Origin of the sequence: Enterococcus sp. ZQ21 (assembly GCF_030053755.1) — a bacterium.
Taxonomy (GTDB): domain Bacteria; phylum Bacillota; class Bacilli; order Lactobacillales; family Enterococcaceae; genus Enterococcus_B; species Enterococcus_B lactis.
Map to the genome: position 1 here is coordinate 2447040 of NZ_CP125658.1, position 19107 is coordinate 2466146.

Below are 19107 nucleotides of genomic sequence, written 5' to 3' on the forward strand. Positions count from 1 at the left end.
AGGCGAATGTTTGAAAAGGAAACAGCTGGGTTTGCTTTTCTTTTTAGATGCTCGCTCTACTTTTCTTTATTACATTTTTTGCTCTTCGCGGATACGTGATTCCAATTCGTGTTGTTCACGCTCTTTTTGAGCTTGACGTTCCTCTTCTTCCATCTTCAAACGTTCACGTTTCAATTCAGGATGGGGATCATTGACTACATTCCCTGCATCGATTTCTTCTAAAGCTTGACCAACGCTTTTTACTGAATCAAAAGAATCTAGTGTAGGTTGTGCACTTGCATCCAACTCATGCGCGCGTTTGCTTGCTAAAATTACTAGAGAATATTTTGAATTTACACGATCTAATAGTGAGTCAATTGAAGGTTTTAACATCATAAGACTACATCTCCTTTAACATTTTAATATATTTACCGATTACGCGATCTACTCGAAAATGTTCACTGGCAATAATGTGTTTGATTCGTTCAACTGCTAGCGGCACTTCATCATTTACAACAGCATAGTCGTAAAGAGCCATCATTTCGATTTCTTCTTTTGCAACTTTCATTCGTTCTTCGATTACTTCATCTGCATCTGTTCCTCGGCCTACGATCCGTGATTTTAATTCCGCTAAATCTGGCGGAGTCAAAAAAATGAATACACCATCGGGCACTTTTTCTTTGACTTGTTTTGCTCCTTGGACTTCAATCTCCAAGAAAACATCTTTTCCTTCATCCAATGTCTTGTTGACATATGACAAAGGCGTTCCATAATAATTCCCGACATATTCTGCGTATTCCAGCATCTCTCCAGCTTCGATCATTGATTCAAACTCTTCTTTGCTTCGGAAGAAATAATCAACGCCTTCGACCTCCCCTTCACGCATTTTACGGGTAGTCATTGAGATTGAATACTGAAAATCATTATCCTCACTCTCAAAAATTGCTTTTCGTACTGTGCCTTTTCCTACACCGGATGGACCAGACAACACGATTAATAATCCACGCTCTGACATGACGACGTCCTTTCAACTAGTCTTTTTGTACTTATCGTTTATTTTGCACTTTTTTTCTGCAACTTTCAAGGTTATCTTTAATTATAGCTAGAAATTGGCAAAAAAGCTACCCTGCATCAAGTAATAAGAACAGCCAAATAAAAATGGCTTCTCACATTTTTGCATAAATTTGGCTTCATACCGAAAAAATGTTTTTTGAACATCACTTATTCAAAATAAAAAAAGGTTGTGACACGAATTTTGTCACAACCTTTAAATGTATTCCTAGAGCAAAGAAGCTAAGCGTAGAAATGCAATCCTGATTATTTATTGTATTTCTTTGTTCAGCATCCTTGCTAAAAGCCCATATTGGACAAAGTATTCACTACACCCATGATCTCATCTTTTCGAGAACGTGCTTTTTCTGTCGGATCTTCTACCTCTTCTGTGTCGATTCGAACAATAAATTTCCGATTCATCGTCACGTAAGCACCGTCGTTGATCAAAATAAACAGTTCGTTCTCATTATAGTCTGCACAGGCATCTTTCCATACGTCAAAGCCGTTTTTTTCAGAAGGGATATCCCGTTTAACAACAGTTTTTCCACTTAATTCGTGGAACGTTACGTCATAGTATTTCATTGTCTCTACCTCTTTCGTCATTCAATATTTTGGACCTGTTCTCTGATTTTTTCTAAGATCGTCTTGGATTGGACGACTTGATTTTTAATTTCGATTGCATTAGATTTGGAACCGATCGTGTTGATTTCCCGATTCATTTCCTGGATCAAAAAATCTAATTCTCGCCCTACAGGACATTGCGCCTCGATAAGTTCATCTAGTTTTTGGACATGGATTGCCAAACGGTCCAGTTCCTCGTGGATATCTCCACGTTCCAGCAAGATAGCCAACTCCGTCAGCAACCGTTGCTCATCCACTTTCGCTCCAAGAAATTCCTCCAGCTTTTTTTGATACCTTAATTGAAATTCCTGTTCATAGACGTCTACAAAACTATTGAGTTTTTTTAGTACTTGTTTGAATTCTTCCGTGTTCTTTTTCAGCACTGAAGCTAAGGCTTGTCCTTCTTTTTCTCGACTGGCTTCAATAGAATCAAGTGCACTTTTCAATGTATCTAGAGCTAACTGTGCCAATTCTTCCATGCTCTCTTCCGGTTTTTCTTCTACCGTTACGAAGTTTTCATCCAGCGCGAAGCGTTCCGCCAGCCGACGAATTGAGACTTGATTTTGACTCCCGTATCGTTGTTGAATCCCGTCTGTCAATTGGGTGATAAGTGAATCAATCAATTCCCAGTTGATGACGATCTGCTTTTCGTTTTTGCCAATATAAGCTAGATTCACAAATACCTCGATCCGTCCGCGGCTTAACTGCTGTTTGATAAGCTGACGAAAATCGTTTTCAATAAAGTTCAGGATTTTAGGACTTCGTATTTGGACATCTAGAAAACGCTGATTGACACTTTTTATTTCGATATCCAGCTGATATGCTTTTGTTTCGCGGATGGCTTTGCCAAAACCAGTCATACTTTTCATTCGACAGGGTCCTTCCTCATTACATATTTTCTATTGCTTTTTGCAGTTGTTCAAACTCTTCGTTCGTCAGTGTCAGCCCTTTCCCCATCTTTTCATGGTCGGGTGCCCAATCTCGAAGATCGAATTTCGGCGGACGACCATTCCAGCTGACTAAGTTCAGCTCTTTACGCCATCCTTTGTTGTTTTCTGATAAAACAGCGATTTCTTCTACGATTTCATATGAAAATTCTTGTGCCATGGTTGTTCCTCCTTGAGATAATATAAATATAGGATCAGTAATGTGTCAACTGGCTGTTCAAGCAGTTCACGCTGCAAACGATCCTTACATTTTTCTTGCAGCAGTTTTTCAAAATAAACGGCTTTCGTGCGTTCATTTTGTATTTTCTGCTGATATTTTCGATACCTCCGCCATTCTTCTGTACTTAATTGACCAACTTGTGCCAATAAATCGTCTGGCATACTTTTTTTATCTTGTCGGCAGATCATTTGAAACATCCAATCTACTTCATAGACTTTGTTTGGCAATAAAAAATGTTTTTTTGCTAAAAGTTCCAGCATCGCCAGTCCGCATGTTTCTGGTTCGACCCTGTTCTTATATATATTACGCAGTTTTTGCCAAAATTTTATGGTTTTGAAAAAAGATAGCTCTAACTGAAGTTCTTTTATTAAGTAAGATAAAAATCCACGCCAGCATGTTCCTGCTTGTTTGACAGAATCAAATGTATACCAATTCCCGTAGTAACAGCCTAATCGTTTTTTCATTTCCAGATAGCCTAATTGTAAATTTAATTGGTTTCTTTGGCTATCAAAAAGCAGAAAGCTGCCAAGCGTCCACAATGTTTGACATTTCCAATGGATAAACGTATCTGGCACACGGATTCTTTTCGCTGGCCCTGGTCCTTGCACATCCACGACAAACGCCTCTGTTGCGCCTTCGTTAATCGCGATGTCAATAGGAATTTTGTTACGATATCCACCATCTGCATATTTATTTTTTCCGATCTTTCGGTAAGCCATAGCAGGATAAAATGAAGCAGAGGCAAGTATCCAATCTGGTATTTCTTCTGTTTTTGTTTGTTGGATAGCAGTCACTACTTCCGCTAGTTCTGGCAATTTAGTAGACACCGTGTATAAACGTATTTTGGAATTGTATTTGAGCAAAGACAAATCTAAATTTTCCTTGACCAGCTTTTCCAATGGCGCAGACGAAACCCCACCTTCAACTAGTGCCGTTTTCGTCATTTGGCGTCTTTCTTGATAGAAACGTTCACGCAAGTCTTCTACGTCAGCCATTTCTGGTAACGCAAGCACTTGTCTGGTTGATAGCTTTTTCCATAAACCCACAGCTTTTTCCATGTCTCCTTGTAAAATCAATGCGCCGTTCAGCGCACCTACCGAGGTCCCAGTGATGATTTCAAATTGGATGTTATGTTCCTTCAGCGCCTGCCATACACCAATCTGATAGGCACCGTGTGCTCCCCCTCCTCCTAATACAAGTGCTGTGTGATAGACCAGCTTTTTATTTAGTTGCATGGTTCCTTGATAGCCGTTTTTATGAAAAATACGCAACCATTCTTCTGATAGAGGAGATTGAAATAAAAAACAACAGTTTTCTTTAATAAAAAAACGAGCGCAAGCTTCCATATGCTGAAAAAGTTTTTGCCATTCAAAAGTTTCGCCTTCGATCAGCAAGTTATTAAAAATAACATCTTCTCTACTTTTATCAATAGTAAAATAGATGGTATATTTTTTTGATACTGCTTCAAAGGCACATTGCTTTTTTGCAGAATGCCAAAATGCTTCTCTACTTTCTTGATGGCTTTGAAAAAACGGAAGAGGTTGTTTTGCTTGGTTGATACGCGAATACAGCGACATTTTCTGTGAAAAGTAAACTTTTTTTATCTCCATCGCTTTCTCCTTTTTCTTCAAGTATACCAGTACGTCGAAAAAAGTTCATGAGTATCGTATTCGACTTTGGATATTCCATAAGAAAACAATTCATAAAACCACCTTTAAATAAAAAATACAAAAATTAATTGAAAATGAGAGTATTTTTAATGAAAACGTGATTTTGTAATGGAATTTTAAAATAAAAGAAACAAGCTTTTTTTATGCAAATGTTGTAAAATAAAAGAGATTAAGAGGAAATAAGAGGAGGAACATGATGACTGAGTCAGTTTATGTACATATTGATACCACAAGTAATGCTGTTTTAACAAAAGGACTGACTGCTACTGATTTTGCAAACAGTATCGTGCATTTTCCTCAAAACTTGCTCTTGCTTGATCCATCTGCTTCTGCTGGAGAATACGAATCTCATACAGGGCTGAAAGTAATCCGTGGTACAGAAAATATCCAGCGTTTCTTTTCCTCTTCTCGAAACAGGCGTGGATTCGATGAATTGAAGTGGATCGACTTTACTGATTTAACGATGCTGAAAGAATTGACACCTTTAGAAATTTCAGAATTGTTATATTTTGGCCATATGAAAACACACCTCCACTCACCATTTTTTTATAAGCTACAAAATAATTTCGTGTACTTCGATCTGAACGATCAATTGAACCGAATTTATTATCGCTATTTAGATGAATTTTACAGGATTTTTGCTAGTAAATTAAGTTCTATCCTGTCAGATAAGATCAATGTAAAAAAATCCTTTTTTAAAAAGGAAACACCTGTTGAAAAAATCAGTGTGGAATTATTGAAAGAAATGCGTAATTTAATGCAGGAAGGGATCATTTTTTCTTTTGATCAAGTTGGTTTGATCGATGACGAATACCGTATTCCTATTTATGTGATTGAGGACTATATTTGGAAATTGAAAGGTACTCGGTATCGGGAAGAAGAAGTCGTCGCTACTTTAATCTACTCTGTCAACGATCGGCGCTGGCAATTGGTAGAAGATGCCGGTCTTTCTTATCTGCCATTGAAGTGAATCTATTTCTTACCGAAAAACAAAAAGGAAACAAGAAACTAGGACATGATTTTGTCTCAAGCTTTTTGTTTCCTTTTTTATTTAAAGATTCTGTCGTTTATCTGGCACAAAAAGCGATGGAATCGTTTGTTAGATCCCTAATAAAACGATCATCGTCACAATCGCTGTGCTCAACCCACTAGCACCATTCATTACGAAAGAAAAGAGCCAAGGATTCATCCCCCATAGTGCATAGGCTCCCCAGAAAACAACTCCCGCAATAAAATGCCAAAAATATCTGGAAAGTGCGCCAATCAATGCACCAAACACTATGTTTTTTCTGATTTGTTTCGTATTTCCATCTGCATAGCTTTTTTGGACATTTGAAGCCATGAGCCCTGCTGCACCTGCAAAAGTATAAGCAATCGGATACTCAATCAACACTTGAACGACACTTAAATAATAAACTTGTCCCAACGGAAAGTGTAAGATCCCCCAAATGAAACCTGCCAGCATCCCTGCCTTTGTCCCTCTTCTTAACGCAAAAAGCGTCAACGGAATCTGCCCTAATGAAATAGAAAAGCTGCTGCCGATCTGGATTGGTATCAATGACAGCACCATCGCTAACGCTGCAACAATCGTTCCTTCTACCCAAACTCTATTTTTTCCCATAAAAAAACTTCCTCCTTTGAATAAAAAAGTCACAAAGGAGGGAGCAGCTTTCGAAAAATTTCAAACAGCTGTTTTTTCACAATTCCTACGCTCGCATAACCGAAACAGGTACGAAGGGTTTAGAAATAGATTCAATCTCAGCCCAATTGGACTCCCCTTTGTGAGTTTATTTATTATTTATTTTTTGTTTCAAATAATGGACTAACTGGTTTGTTTTCATGGATACGTTTGATTGCATCTCCCATTAGTCCGCCAACACTTACTTCATCGATTTTATCGATTTTACGATCTTCTGGAAGATAGATCGAGTCTGTGACAACTAGTCGCTCGATAGCTGAATCTTCTATTCTTTGTAAAGCAGGACCAGATAATACTGGATGGGTACATGAAGCATACACACTTGTTGCACCAGCTTCTTTCAAAGCATTGGCAGCCAATGTGATCGTACCTGCTGTATCGATCATATCGTCGATCAGTACACAAGTTTTGCCTTTGACTTGTCCAATGATGTTCATTACTTCTGCAACATTTGCTTTTGGACGGCGTTTGTCGATGATCGCAATCGGAGATTTCAAGAATTCCGCTAATTTACGTGCTCGTGTAACGCCACCGTGGTCTGGTGAAACAACGACAACATCGTCGCCTTTGATTCCTTTTTCCAAGAAATAATTAGCAATAAGTGGCGCACCCATCAAATGATCGACGGGAATATCAAAGAAACCTTGGATTTGGACTGCATGAAGGTCCAAAGTCAGCATTCGTGTTGCACCGGCTTTTTGAATCATGTTTGCTACTAATTTCGCTGTGATTGGTTCCCGTGCACGTGCTTTACGATCTTGACGCGCATAACCATAATAAGGCATGACTACGTTGATTGTTTTTGCACTTGCTCGTTTCAGTGCATCAATCATGATCAGCAACTCCATCAAGTTATCATTGACTGGGCTGCTCGTTGATTGGATCACATAGACATGCGATCCACGAATACTTTCTTCAATGTTTACTTGAATTTCTCCATCACTAAATTGAGTAACAGATGATTTTCCTAACTCGACACCGACTGCTGCTGCAATTTTCTCTGCTAATGGGCGATTGGAATTTAACGCAAAAATTTTTAATCTTGGGTCAAAGTAATGTTTTGACATGGGGACCTCCACTTTCTTTTTCACAACTCTAGAATTCTACCTAATAAATAGTAGTCATATTTTTTAAATAAATCAAGTGATTTTGCAAAAGTCTTAGTTTAGATAAGGGAGTTTTTTGGCATATCCTTCTTTATTGACTTGTCTTGCTCTCGCAATTGCCAGCGCATATTCTGGAATATTGTCTGTAATTGTTGACCCGGCAGCAATCGAACTGTTTTTAGCTACCTCGACAGGTCCGATGATATTCGTGCTAGAACCAATAAAGCTGTGGTCGCCGACAGTCGTATGATGCTTGTTCTTTCCATCATAGTTGACGAAGACAACACCACATCCGACATTGATCTCTTCTCCCAACGTAGCATCACCAACATAAGTCAAGTGACCGACTTTCGTTCCTTTGCCGATTTGAGCATTTTTCACTTCCACAAAGTTTCCGATATGGACGTTTTCGCCAATTTCAGCTTTTGGTCGTAAATGTGCATAAGGTCCCACATCTGCATGTTTCTTGACATGGCTGCTTTCAATGACTGAGTTTTCAATGACGACGTGATCCTCAATCATACTGTCTACGATTTTTGAATGTGCCCCGATGACACAATCAGAACCGATGACTGTATTGCCTTGGATTTGTACACCTGCTTCGATCAATGTGTCTGGACCAATCTCTACGCCTGCATCGATGTATGTCGTTGCTGAATCGACAAAGCTTACGCCATTGACCATATGCATCTGGTTGATCCGCTTTCTCATGATCTCATTTGCTTTAGCTAACGCGATCCGATCATTGACTCCCATTGATTCTTCGAAATCATCTGTTTGATAAGCAGCAACTGTATTGCCTTCTTCTTTTAAGATTTCGATGATATCTGTCAGATAGTATTCACCTTGAGCATTGTTTGTTCCGACTTTGCTTAACGCATCGAATAAAGCTTCGTTGTCAAAACAGTATGTTCCTGTATTGATTTCTTGTACAAGTGCTTCTTCTGGTGTTGCGTCTTTTTGTTCCACGATTTTTTCTACGATCCCAATATGGTCACGAATGATCCGACCATATCCTGTTGGGTTTTCTGCTTGTGCCGTCAAGATCGTCGCACTTGCATTTTTTCCTTGGTGATATTCAAAAAGATTGTTCAGCGTTTCAGTAGTCAATAATGGTGTATCGCCACTGATAACTAACGTCGTTCCTTTTTTTCCTTCCAAGAAAGAAGCGGCTTGCAAAACAGCATGTCCTGTTCCCAATTGCTCCGCCTGTAACGCATATTTACTGCGTTCTCCTAGTTGTGCTTTGACTTGTTCTGCTCCGTGTCCAACGATGGTAATCACTTCATCTGGTTTCGTTTCACTGACCCGATTGATGATATGTTCTACCATAGGTTTACCAGAGACGGGATGTAAAACTTTATATAATTTTGACTTCATGCGGGTACCTTTCCCTGCCGCCAAAATAATTGCATAACGTGCGTCCAACTGCGTCACTCCTAAATATAGTTTGCTGATTTCAGTTTATCCCAGTATACCCATTTTTTCAACAAAACAAGTGATTTTCTTTCATTACGGTGTTCTTTGGATAAAAAAATAGATAGACCATAAAGGGCCTATCTATTGGGTAACCGGCGCTCTCCTACCAACCCCTCAGTCACAAGTCACACTACTCATAAAACATGAAAAGCTGTTTTTTGAAATCGTTTCTTGTGACTTAGAGTTAAACGGTAGGCTTACAACCTCTAGATAAACGGTGTTCAAAAGCCAGTTTCTCGGTATTAAGCCAAATTTATGAAAAAATGTGGAAAGCCATTTTCACAAAATTTTTCTTACTACTCGAAACTAAGCGGCTTTTTCACAACCTCTTATTCTGAAAAATAATTTCCCGGCACAACCGTGATGTTTTTCGTTTGAGTATCTACATCTTTGACATAAAGCAGTGACGTATAATCATCGATAGCGCGATGTCCGTTGAATTTCGATTCGGCAAATACAGTGATGCCAACAAGTTCTGATTCGAATTCTTCGATCAAGCTCTTCATTCCGTTGACTGTTCCGCCGCCTTTCATGAAATCATCCACTACAAGAACACGTGAACCACGTTTCAAGCTTCTCTTAGACAATTCCATTTTTTCAATTCTTTCAGAAGAACCGGACACATAGTTGACACTTACTGTTGATCCTTCTGTTATTTTTGAGTCTCGGCGTACAATAACGAATGGTGCATTCAGATAATAGGACACAGCTTGGGCAATAGGTACGCCTTTTGTGGCTACAGTCATTACAGCATCGATTTTTTCACCAAGGTATTTAGAAGCAATGATTCTCCCAACTTGACGCAGCAGTTCAGGTTCTCCTAACAAATCAGAGAGATAAACATATCCTCCTGGAAGCAGACGATCTTGTTCTGATAGACGTTCTGCTAGAGATTCAATATATTTTTTCGCCTCTTCATATGAAATTTCAGGGATGAACAATACACCACCTGCAGCACCTGGGATTGTTTCCAAGGTACCATACCCTCGTTCTTTAAATGTTTTCTTGATGATTCCCAAATCTTCACTGATGGAAGATTTAGCAGATTCATAACGTTCGGCAAAGCTTGTTAAGGAAATCAATTCATGCGGGTGATTCAATAAATACTGTGTCATGTCAACCAGACGTTCACTGCGACGTACTTTCACCTATTCCAACTCCTTTTAAGAAATTTTATCGTTTTACATTATATAAGTTTTTCTTCAAAAATTCGAGCATTTTATGAAAAAATAAGAAAATAGTTCGGTATTTATTAAAATAAAAAGAAGCCTATAAAAAATTTTTCGTTTTTATCAGGCTTCTTTTCTTTATCATTCAGTTATTTTTTCTTCTAAAGGCAACCAATATTCGTTTGATGATATTTACAATCAGGAACAAAGCAATAAAGACTAATGTGATTGTTGCTCCTGGAGGGGTATCTAGATAAAACGAGCTAGTCAATCCTGACAGCATCCCTAGAAATCCGACACAAACACTGATAGCAATCACAACATTGAAACTTTTACCTAACCGCATACCGATTGCTGCAGGAAGAACCATGATTGCGGATATCAAAAGTGCACCGGCAATCGGGATCATCACAGCAATAGCTACACCAGTAATCACATTGAACATCATTGACATCAAATGAACGGGTAATCCATCCACATGGGCGGTATCCTCATCAAAAGTCAGAACATACATCGGACGTTTGAATAAAAAAAACAATATACCGATCGCAACGAATAAGATTCCTAAAAAGATGACTTGCTCCCAAGTAATGGTCACGATCGAACCAAACAGATAAGATTGGATGCTTGTTGCAGAATTCCCGCCACTCAGATTCATTAGTACTAAAGCTAGCGCTAAACCGCCAGCCATTAAAATGGCAATGGAGATTTCCGAATAGGTTCGGTAGATCGTTCGCAGATATTCCAATATCACAGCTGCTAGCACAACGACTAGCATGGTCGTAAGTGTAGGATTAAGGTTCAAAAAGAATCCTAACGCTACCCCTGCTAAAGAGACATGGGAAAGTGTATCAGCCATCAGCGATTGTCTTCTGATCACTAAAAACACACCTAGCATCGGGGCGATCCCCGCTATGAAGATAGCCGCAAGAAAAGCTCTTCTCATGAATTCATATGAAAGCAACGCCATTGAGAATCCTCCTTTCTCACCAGTCGGATCTGTCTGTCCGCATACTGTTTGATATCTTCATGATCATGAGTGATCATTAGAACTGATTTCCCATGGACATGGGCACTATGTCGAAGAAGGCGATAAAACTCATTTCGAGACTCTTCATCCATTCCTGTTGTTGGCTCATCAAGGACAAATAAGTCAGGATCAGTAGCAAAAATACGTGCTAAGCTGATCCGCTGCTTTTGTCCGCCAGACAATTCACCTATCCGCCGGTTTCGCATATCCCACATCCCAACAGCTTCTAGAGTCCGCTGTACATGTTGATGATCTTTTTCAGAGAGACGCTTGAACCAGCGGCCTCTTGGGTATCTTCCTGATCGGACTAATTCGATCACCGTACTTGGAAAACCTGCATTGAAAGATGCAACTTGTTGGGGAATATAGCCGATACTTAATTTTTTTCCCTCTTGATTTTTCTCAGCAATCTTTATCGTTCCTTTTGAAGGTTTCAGTAATCCTAACGATGCTTTCACCAAGGTTGACTTGGCTGCTCCATTTTCTCCAGTCAAAATGACAAATTCACCCGCGTCTACATGATAGGAGACATCTTCTAGTACTGGTTCATCATCATAATAAAAGGTCAAATCAGATATTTCGATGTAACGCACCTTATAACCTCCATTCTAGACTTAATTGATACTTTCTTTTAAAGCTTCCAGATTTTTTTCCATGACAGAAATATAATTTTCGCCTGCTTTGATTTGTTCATTGGTCAAGCTTTCTAAAGGATTCAACACCTCTAACTTCACACCCGTTTCATTCGATAATGTCTCTGCCACCTTCGAAGAGGCATTTTCTTCAAAGTAAATCACTTTGATGTTGTTTTTCTTCACAAATTCTTTTAGTTCAGCTAAGCGGCTTGGTGTTGGTTCCTGATCTGGCGAAACACCTGAAATCGCCACTTGTTCTAAGTTGTATTGATTCGCTAAATAAGCAAAAGCAGCATGCTGAGTGACGAATGTGCGGTTTGTCGCATTTTTGAGTTCTTCGGAGTATTTTTGATCCAGTGCTTCAAGCTTTTTGATATAAGCATCAGCATTCTTCGTAAATATTTCCTTTTTATCTGGATATTTTTCGCCTAATTCTCCAGCAATCGTTCTGACTTCTTTTATAGCTAATACCGGATCGAGCCAAACATGGGGATCATATTCATGCGCATGATCATGTCCTTCTTCTGATTCTTCGTGTTCGTCTGCTTCTTGAGATTCTAAGCGGTCAATTCCTTTAGCTGCTTCGATCATCAAGGTCTGTTTGCTGTCCACTGAATCCTTCAACGAATCCACGAAAAATTCCATGTCTGAACTATTATACACGAAAACATCTGCATCGGAAATTTCTGCTCTTTCTTTTGCGCTTGGTTCAAAATCATGAGGCTCCGTTCCGGCAGGGATCAAAAGTTTCACGTTTCCTTCGTCCCCTACGATCTCTTTTGTAAAATCATATATCGGATAAAATGTCGTAACGATCGTCAAGTCTTCTTTTTTATCTGCTTCCTTATTCGTATTTCCACATGCTGCAAACAATAAAGCACCTATCATTACCGTAGCTGTCAAAAGATATTTTTTCATCTATATGCTCCTTTCAAATAAACAAATCGTAATTTTACGATTTATCAACGTGAATTAATGTATCAAAATAAAAAAACGCCGTCAATAGAAATCCATCAATTTCTGATTTAAACATGGATATTCTGATTAAATCGTAAAATGGATGAGTTAACACTCATGTTTAAGCTGTTCATTACAATAAAAAAACTGAAGAATCCCATTTTAGGACTCCTCAGTCTTTTCTTATCTGTTTTACTTCTTCTATTTTTATTGCAAGGTTCGTACTAAATAAACTTCTTCACAAAAACCCTTTAACCCATTATATACTCTCTGCGCTCTTGAATAATGTTGGCACAAGGCAAAAACGGTTGGTCCGCTTCCACTCATCAATGCAGCATCTGCTCCGTACTTGACCATACGCTCTTTGATTTGATGGATGACTGGATGCCGGTTTCCCGTGACATCTTCTAAACTGTTTCCCATTTTTTTGATCATCTGCTGATAATCTTGCTCTCGGATGGCTTCAACAAGTCCGTGGATATCTTGATGTTGGATAGCTTGCGTATCTACTTCCCTAAACACTGTACGTGTGGAAACACTCATTCTTGGTTTGACCAACACAACCCAGCACTGCGGCATAGAAGGTAATACTTGGATTTCTTCCCCTTTACCTCCGACAAAAGCCGTACTTCCATATACACAGTAAGGAACGTCTGTACCAACTTCCAAACCGATCTCTGCTAGCTCTTCTAATGAACAACCTAGATTCCATAATTGGTTGATCCCTCTTAAAGCAGCTGCACAGTCTGTACTTCCTCCGCCTAATCCAGCGGCTACTGGAATATTCTTCTTAACAAAGATCTTGACACCGGTTTTGATATTGTATTTGTTTTTTAATAATAAAGCAGCTTGATAAACATTGTTACGCTCATCTACCGGTAAAAATGCTTTATTTGTTTCTACAATGATTTTGTCTTCTGCTATTTCTTCAAAAAATAGATGATCTGCCAAGTCTACGCTCGACATCACCATTTCCAACTCATGATACCCATCTTGCCGTCTATATAATACATCCAGTCCTAAATTTATCTTGGCTGGCGCTTTTTCAATCAATTCCATCCTCTCACCCATTCGAAAAGTCTAAGTCGCAAGTATTCTATCATAGGGAAAAATAAAAGTATAGCTTATGTCCGCTTAGCTGTTGATTTTGTCATCGTTTCAACAGCTTTCATAGAATTTTCTCTTCATAATTCAAATAAACTCTAGTGATTCTTATAATTCTGTGAGCACTTCTTCTGCCAAACTCGGCACATTTCCTTTTTCTTTCCCTATCAGACTGAGCAGCTGCATGGTAGCAAATCCGAAATTACTTCCTTTCCGATATGCAAAGTAGCGACCTTCCCAATGATCGACATATTTTAATTTCTTTTCATAAGCAGACTGGAAGGAATAGAAAAAATTACCATAATTATATACGATATGCATGACTTTTTCTTGAAAGAAAGAAAAATCTGTTTCTCCAACATTTGCTAAAGGAGCTAATCCTAGATTTGCTTCCAGATAGCCCATTTTCTCGTATACAATGAACAAATTAGCTAATAGATAATCCGCTAATTCTTCAGGCTCTTCAGGCAAGATTCGCAGCAAATCATACCCCGCTTGTTCTTTCGTCATCGGTTGAGCGGTGATGAAGCCTACGACTTTTTGATCTTTACGGACAATACCGACGCCACTAGACAATACATAGGATTCATCAAATCGTCCCACAGAAAAGTATTTTTCTCGTGCCCCGTGAAGCCATTTTTGTGAAACTTCATTTACAGCTTGATGTAATTCTTCTGGTAGTTGGTCGTACCAAGTGAAATGGTATCCTTCTTTCATCAAACGTTGATATTCAAGTTGCTGACTCAGCCGAGACAAGTCTTCTGTCGCTAGATCAACAATTCCTGCTTCACCTACTTTCGTGAAATGAAAGCCCAATTCGTGAAGCATCACTACGTAGCTTTCTGATATCTTATAAAAAGCAAGCTGATAACCTAAACAATCTGCTCGTTTCATGAACTGATTCGTTGCTGCCCGCATCATTTTGGGATTACCAATTGGATCTCCTAAAACAAAGCATTTGTTCCCTTTGATTTGATAGCCAAAAACGACTTGGTCTTGGTCGTCTTTTTGGTAATAAAAATAACTGTATCCTGGCAAGCGAAGCTGATGGCTTGTAGCTGTGCCTCCATATGTTTCCAATAAACGGTCAAAACGTTCTTTTTCGTACTCAATGCCAAGCGTCGTAGTATCTTCTGCTAAGTATTGATAAAGCGCCACTAAAGCTAGCAATGAGATGCCCAAACCAATGAGCCCTGAGAACCACACATCATCTGAAGGAAACAAAATAAAATGGTTACCTGTTATCCGTCCAACTAAAAAGCGTCCACTATGATAACCTGCAATTGCGTAAACAATAAACAAGAAACCGAACAAGCTAGCATCAAAGAGTATAGCTCCCCAAGAATAAACGAATTTTGTTCGATAAAATTCTTTTCTAGATAACCACACAGCCAATAGAATCAAGACATATACCAATAACAATTGCCAAGATAATGTACGTGTGATCGTATTTAAAATACCAAAAGCTAGTAAAGCGATCGTAGGCAGAAATGCCTTTTTGACTTTTACTGAAAGTGCTCGAGCAAGACCGAGCAATAAAAAGCCCACTAATAGGTTCAATGTCTGGTCTAAAAAGTTGAACGAGAACGGCAATAATACCTGAAACAGCCGACTGATTGCAGACAGATTAGTGATCGTTGACAGGAGTACCATCATGATCCCTGCAAAATATACAGCACTTACGAGCACGATATGCGCAACCTTTTGGAAAAATAATCGCGGTATATTATCTAAAAATCGATTGATTTTGACTCCTGTATGTGTGATGAACAATAGAAGTCCCGTCAAAAAAGGCAGGACATAATAAAACAACCGATAATATAACAACCAAACTACTGCTACGTCTTGCCGAACAGACAATTGACTCATTCCTAAGATCATCAAAACATCAAAAGTCCCCATTCCACCTGGGACCATTGTCAACATTCCTATCAGCGTCGCAATCATGAACATAGGATAGATCGAAAACATGGAAATATCTATTCTCATCAACTTGCCGATAGTCAGAAATACTGCAAGTGCCCCCGTCCATTGTCCAAAGGATGCCAGTAGCAGACCAAGCAAGCCTTTTGGATAAAACTCAGAGAACAAGGTCTTTCTCTTTAGGTAAGCAAAAAAGAAAATGACTGGCGCTAAAAAACTACCGCCGAAAAGCCAGATCCAATAGCTCCGAAAAATACTTTCTGACTGAATAAAAAAGACATCAATAAATGTAAGAAACGACCATACAGACAAACCAGTCAGCATAAATAGTGCGACTTTTGAAACAGTCACTAAAACCATTTTCCTATTTGTCTGCTTTCCATAAAAACTAGCCCGAAGACTGGCTCCTACCAAACCACCAAAACCGGCGAGATTGTTGATCGTGTTTGTTACCCACGCAGCAAGAAGAAACTCTTTTCTTTCCATTTTTGGTTTTCCTTGTTTTTCTAAGACTCTGATCGTCACCCAATCATACAACAACATCGGAGTGACACCCAGCAGTCCAGCCAGAATCATGAGCAGGATCGTCATATGGCTTTGTTGTCCCATCCTTTGCCAAATATCTTGCCAACTCATGCCATTAGCAATATTTGCGACTTGATTTGCCACAAAGACTAACACGGAGCCGAAAAAAATCAATTTTAAAATCAGACTATGTTCCTTTATCCATTGCAGCATCAAGTATCGTTTATTTTTCACATTTTCCCATTCCTAACTTGTATACTTTTGTGTTATACCCCAATGTTATCTTATTTATTTTAATTTTTCCACTTTAGACCTGTTCTTTGCTTGCGATCACAGAAAAAGAAAGATATCCTAATGCTAAAGGAGAGGATAACATGAAAGTAGGATTTATCGGTACAGGGAATATGGCACAAGCTATTATTGATGGTTTATTGAAAACAGGAACAGTCTCGAAAGAAGAAGTGTTCGTTTCCAGTGGTCATTTTGAAAATGCACAAACATTCGCTGCTGAAACTGGCGTCCATGCGTGCAAAAGCAACCAGGAAGTTGCATCAAAATCAGATATCGTTCTTTTAGCCGTGAAACCAAAAATCATTGAAAAAGTATTGAAAGAACTAAAAGAATACAGCCAGAAGGTCTTATTCATTTCTATTGCTTCAGGAAAATCATTAACAGATTTAGAAACAGCGCTTGAAGATCCTCAGGCCTCCATCGTACGAGTGATGCCGAATGTCAATGTCAGCGTAGGAGCAGGCGTTTCTGCGATTTGCAAAAATGAAGCTGCCACGGAGGAACAGCTTCAACAAGCCACGATAATTTTTGAAGCAATCGGTAGCGTCTATCCTTTAGCAGAAGCAGATTTCAGTACATTCATCGGCCTTGCTGGCAGCTCGCCCGCATTCATTTATATGCTGATCGATGCGATGGGACGGACTGGTGTATTAAATGGTTTGTCCAAACAAACAGCAACTGAAATTGCTGCAAAAGCAATCATGGGTTCTTGTCAAAAATTCCTTTCAAGTGATAAAAATCCATGGGAACTTGTAGACCAAGTTTCTTCTCCTGGTGGTACGACCGTTGCCGGTGTAGTTGCCCTAGAAGAAGCAGGATTCATCCCAGCAATCATCAAAGGAATCAATACGACGATCGAGAAAGATCTTGAGATGTTGAATAAATACTAATAATAGCAATGTTTTTTCGTGCCTTACAAAAAAAGAAGAGCTGCGACTTTTGCCGCGACTCTTCTTTTTTGTTTACTCTTATTTAGCATAATCAGTTGCGCGAGTTTCCCGAATAACGATTACTTTGATATGTCCAGGATAATCCAGCTCTTCTTCGATTCGTTTACGGATATCGCGTACTAAACGAACAGCGTCCAGATCCGAGATTTCTTCTGGTTTGACCATTACCCGAACTTCGCGTCCAGCTTGAACTGCGTAACTTGATTCTACACCGGCGAAGCTGTTCGAAATATTTTCCAGACTTCTTAAACGACGGATGTAGTTTTCCAATGATTCACTTCGCGCACCAGGTCTTGCTGCAGAAAGCGCGTCTGCTGCAGCTACAAGGACAGAGATAACAGAAGTCGCTTCCACATCGCCATGGTGAGAAGCGATTGCGTTGATGACTACTGGGTTTTCTTTGTACTTGGCAGCTAATTCCGCACCGATCTCAACGTGAGATCCTTCAATCTCATGGTCAAGTGCTTTTCCAATATCATGGAGCAATCCGGCACGTTTTGCTAATTGGATATCTTCGCCAAGTTCTGCTGCTAAGATACCAGCTAATTTTGCAACTTCGACCGAATGCTTCAAGACGTTTTGTCCGTAACTAGTTCTGAATCTCAGACGTCCGATGATCTTGATTAAATCTGGATGAAGTGTATGGGCACCGACTTCAAATGCTGCTTCTTCCCCGTATTCACGAATACGTTCATCCATTTCTTTACGAGATTTCTCGACCATTTCTTCGATTCGTGCTGGATGGATTCGTCCATCTTGTATCAGTTTTTCCAAGGTCATTCGTGCGATTTCTCTTCGGATTGGATCAAATCCGGAAAGAACAACTGCTTCAGGTGTGTCATCGATGATCAAATCGATACCAGTCAGTGTCTCAAGCGTTCGAATATTACGACCTTCTCGTCCAATGATACGACCTTTCATTTCATCATTCGGAAGGGTAACGACTGAAACAGTCGTTTCTGAAACTTGATCTGCTGCGCAGCGTTGAATCGCTAATGATAATAAGTTTTTCGCTTTGCGATCTGCTTCTTCTTTGGCACGCTGTTCAGATTCTTTTACCATTAGAGTTAACTCATGATTCAGCTCTTCTTCAGTCGATTTCATGATGACATCTCGTGCGTCCTCTTTTGATAAACCAGCAATTTTTTCTAGTTCTTTTTGTTGATCTTCAATCATTTTTTCAACGTCTTTTTCTCGCTCTTCAATTAATTGCTGTTTTGAACTAAGTGCTTCTTCTTTACTTTCAAGTGAGTTCTCGCGTTTTTCTAACGAGTCATCTTTACGATTCAGCGTTTGTTCGCGTTGAATCAAACGATTCTCTTGAGATTTTAATTCTAACTTACTTTCTCTCAGCTCACTTTCAACTTCAGAACGGTATTTCTGATTTTCTTCCTTAGCTTCTAACAATGCTTCTTTTTTTAGAGTTTCTGCTTCTTTTTTTGCACTATCGATGATCCCAGCAGCTGATGATTGTGCACCAGCTATTTCTTTCTCGTGACGTGACTTTGCGACCATAAACCCTAAACCAAGACCGACAATTAAACCGATGATAGCGAGGAGAATGTTGAATACCATAAAATCCACCTCCATACTATCTTTTTCATTTTTATCATCTATACAGCTTCTATGATAAATTATTCTAAACTTGTCAATATGCATCTTCGCATATATGTGTACAAAAAACATGCACAACTTTATTCTAATGTTTGTACCCCGTAGTGTCAACTTTAAATAAACAAAGAAACGGCT

At 39.2% G+C, this 19107-nt stretch carries 18 protein-coding genes and 1 riboswitch; of the genes, 2 read left to right on the forward strand and 16 right to left on the reverse strand.

Features of this window, described 5'->3' with window-relative positions; all coding sequences use genetic code 11:
* Window positions 1–69 precede the first annotated feature (69 nt).
* The 6 genes from rpoZ to QK255_RS11875 form a co-directional block, all read right to left on the reverse strand.
* Window positions 70–375, reverse strand: a complete 306-nt coding sequence (gene rpoZ / locus QK255_RS11850) for a DNA-directed RNA polymerase subunit omega (protein WP_002287365.1) — start codon at window positions 373–375, stop codon at window positions 70–72.
* 4 nt (window positions 376–379) lie between these two features.
* Window positions 380–994: a guanylate kinase gene (gmk, locus tag QK255_RS11855; RefSeq protein ID WP_002293062.1), complete on the reverse strand. Its 615-nt coding sequence runs from the start codon at window positions 992–994 to the stop codon at window positions 380–382.
* Between the two features lie 335 nt (window positions 995–1329).
* Window positions 1330–1614 carry a hypothetical protein gene (locus QK255_RS11860; RefSeq protein ID WP_002287356.1) on the reverse strand — a complete coding sequence of 95 codons (285 nt, stop codon included), beginning with the start codon at window positions 1612–1614 and terminating at the stop codon, window positions 1330–1332.
* A gap of 17 nt (window positions 1615–1631) precedes the next feature.
* Entirely contained in the window at window positions 1632–2522 is an 891-nt protein-coding gene (locus QK255_RS11865) for a YicC/YloC family endoribonuclease (protein WP_002293063.1), read from the reverse strand.
* A gap of 19 nt (window positions 2523–2541) precedes the next feature.
* A complete protein-coding gene (locus QK255_RS11870; protein ID WP_002293064.1) occupies window positions 2542–2760 on the reverse strand; it encodes a YdbC family protein in 219 nt (72 codons plus the stop codon).
* Window positions 2730–4430 carry a patatin-like phospholipase family protein gene (locus QK255_RS11875; RefSeq protein ID WP_002293065.1) on the reverse strand — a complete coding sequence of 567 codons (1701 nt, stop codon included), beginning with the start codon at window positions 4428–4430 and terminating at the stop codon, window positions 2730–2732. The genes QK255_RS11870 and QK255_RS11875 overlap by 31 nt, the downstream gene beginning before the upstream one ends.
* A 256-nt stretch (window positions 4431–4686) precedes the next feature.
* Here QK255_RS11875 and QK255_RS11880 point away from each other — a divergent pair, with 256 nt between their 5' ends.
* Window positions 4687–5460, forward strand: coding sequence for a hypothetical protein (locus QK255_RS11880; RefSeq protein ID WP_002293067.1), 774 nt, complete (start codon window positions 4687–4689; stop codon window positions 5458–5460).
* Between the two features lie 129 nt (window positions 5461–5589).
* Here QK255_RS11880 and thiT read toward each other — a convergent pair whose 3' ends face one another.
* From thiT to mprF, 9 genes are all read right to left on the reverse strand, one after another.
* The gene (gene thiT / locus QK255_RS11885) at window positions 5590–6111 is read right to left on the reverse strand and encodes an energy-coupled thiamine transporter ThiT (protein ID WP_283341555.1); all 522 of its coding nucleotides are present in this window, start codon (window positions 6109–6111) and stop codon (window positions 5590–5592) included.
* 65 nt (window positions 6112–6176) lie between these two features.
* Window positions 6177–6279: riboswitch (TPP riboswitch) on the reverse strand.
* Window positions 6280–6284: 5 nt separating this feature from the next.
* Window positions 6285–7256 (reverse strand): ribose-phosphate diphosphokinase, encoded by a 972-nt coding sequence (locus tag QK255_RS11890; protein WP_002287347.1) that lies wholly within the window; start codon window positions 7254–7256, stop codon window positions 6285–6287.
* Window positions 7257–7349: 93 nt separating this feature from the next.
* Window positions 7350–8723 carry a bifunctional UDP-N-acetylglucosamine diphosphorylase/glucosamine-1-phosphate N-acetyltransferase GlmU gene (glmU, locus tag QK255_RS11895; RefSeq protein WP_002293070.1) on the reverse strand — a complete coding sequence of 458 codons (1374 nt, stop codon included), beginning with the start codon at window positions 8721–8723 and terminating at the stop codon, window positions 7350–7352.
* 380 nt (window positions 8724–9103) lie between these two features.
* A complete protein-coding gene (purR, locus tag QK255_RS11900) occupies window positions 9104–9922 on the reverse strand; it encodes a pur operon repressor (protein ID WP_002287345.1) in 819 nt (272 codons plus the stop codon).
* A 166-nt stretch (window positions 9923–10088) separates the two neighbouring features.
* Window positions 10089–10913, reverse strand: coding sequence for a metal ABC transporter permease (locus QK255_RS11905; protein WP_002287344.1), 825 nt, complete (start codon window positions 10911–10913; stop codon window positions 10089–10091).
* Window positions 10886–11566, reverse strand: a complete 681-nt coding sequence (locus QK255_RS11910; protein WP_002293071.1) for a metal ABC transporter ATP-binding protein — start codon at window positions 11564–11566, stop codon at window positions 10886–10888. Before QK255_RS11910 ends, QK255_RS11905 begins: the two co-directional genes overlap by 28 nt.
* 21 nt (window positions 11567–11587) lie before the next feature.
* Entirely contained in the window at window positions 11588–12526 is a 939-nt protein-coding gene (locus QK255_RS11915) for a metal ABC transporter substrate-binding protein (RefSeq protein WP_002293072.1), read from the reverse strand.
* 246 nt (window positions 12527–12772) lie between these two features.
* Window positions 12773–13624, reverse strand: a complete 852-nt coding sequence (gene ispE / locus QK255_RS11920; protein WP_002293073.1) for a 4-(cytidine 5'-diphospho)-2-C-methyl-D-erythritol kinase — start codon at window positions 13622–13624, stop codon at window positions 12773–12775.
* 153 nt (window positions 13625–13777) lie between these two features.
* The gene (mprF, locus tag QK255_RS11925; RefSeq protein ID WP_002293074.1) at window positions 13778–16351 is read right to left on the reverse strand and encodes a bifunctional lysylphosphatidylglycerol flippase/synthetase MprF; all 2574 of its coding nucleotides are present in this window, start codon (window positions 16349–16351) and stop codon (window positions 13778–13780) included.
* 140 nt (window positions 16352–16491) lie between these two features.
* On the opposite strand from mprF, the gene proC reads away from it, so the two are divergent.
* Window positions 16492–17298, forward strand: coding sequence for a pyrroline-5-carboxylate reductase (proC, locus tag QK255_RS11930; RefSeq protein WP_002293075.1), 807 nt, complete (start codon window positions 16492–16494; stop codon window positions 17296–17298).
* Between the two features lie 78 nt (window positions 17299–17376).
* Here the strand turns inward: proC and rny are convergent, their stop codons facing one another.
* Window positions 17377–18933, reverse strand: a complete 1557-nt coding sequence (rny, locus tag QK255_RS11935; protein ID WP_002287336.1) for a ribonuclease Y — start codon at window positions 18931–18933, stop codon at window positions 17377–17379.
* Window positions 18934–19107 lie beyond the last annotated feature (174 nt).

Excerpts from the sequence above, each read along its gene's own strand:
- QK255_RS11860 (WP_002287356.1), bottom strand. The coding sequence starts at position 1,614 with ATGAAATACTATGACGTAACGTTCCACGAATTAAGTGGAAAAACTGTT.
- QK255_RS11915 (WP_002293072.1), bottom strand. The coding sequence starts at position 12,526 with ATGAAAAAATATCTTTTGACAGCTACGGTAATGATAGGTGCTTTATTG.
- QK255_RS11865 (WP_002293063.1), bottom strand. The coding sequence starts at position 2,522 with ATGAAAAGTATGACTGGTTTTGGCAAAGCCATCCGCGAAACAAAAGCA.
- QK255_RS11870 (WP_002293064.1), bottom strand. The coding sequence starts at position 2,760 with ATGGCACAAGAATTTTCATATGAAATCGTAGAAGAAATCGCTGTTTTA.
- proC (WP_002293075.1), top strand. The coding sequence starts at position 16,492 with ATGAAAGTAGGATTTATCGGTACAGGGAATATGGCACAAGCTATTATT.
- gmk (WP_002293062.1), bottom strand. The coding sequence starts at position 994 with ATGTCAGAGCGTGGATTATTAATCGTGTTGTCTGGTCCATCCGGTGTA.
- QK255_RS11905 (WP_002287344.1), bottom strand. The coding sequence starts at position 10,913 with ATGGCGTTGCTTTCATATGAATTCATGAGAAGAGCTTTTCTTGCGGCT.
- QK255_RS11890 (WP_002287347.1), bottom strand. The coding sequence starts at position 7,256 with ATGTCAAAACATTACTTTGACCCAAGATTAAAAATTTTTGCGTTAAAT.
- rpoZ (WP_002287365.1), bottom strand. The coding sequence starts at position 375 with ATGATGTTAAAACCTTCAATTGACTCACTATTAGATCGTGTAAATTCA.
- QK255_RS11875 (WP_002293065.1), bottom strand. The coding sequence starts at position 4,430 with ATGGAGATAAAAAAAGTTTACTTTTCACAGAAAATGTCGCTGTATTCG.
- QK255_RS11880 (WP_002293067.1), top strand. The coding sequence starts at position 4,687 with ATGACTGAGTCAGTTTATGTACATATTGATACCACAAGTAATGCTGTT.
- thiT (WP_283341555.1), bottom strand. The coding sequence starts at position 6,111 with ATGGGAAAAAATAGAGTTTGGGTAGAAGGAACGATTGTTGCAGCGTTA.
- rny (WP_002287336.1), bottom strand. The coding sequence starts at position 18,933 with ATGGTATTCAACATTCTCCTCGCTATCATCGGTTTAATTGTCGGTCTT.
- ispE (WP_002293073.1), bottom strand. The coding sequence starts at position 13,624 with ATGGAATTGATTGAAAAAGCGCCAGCCAAGATAAATTTAGGACTGGAT.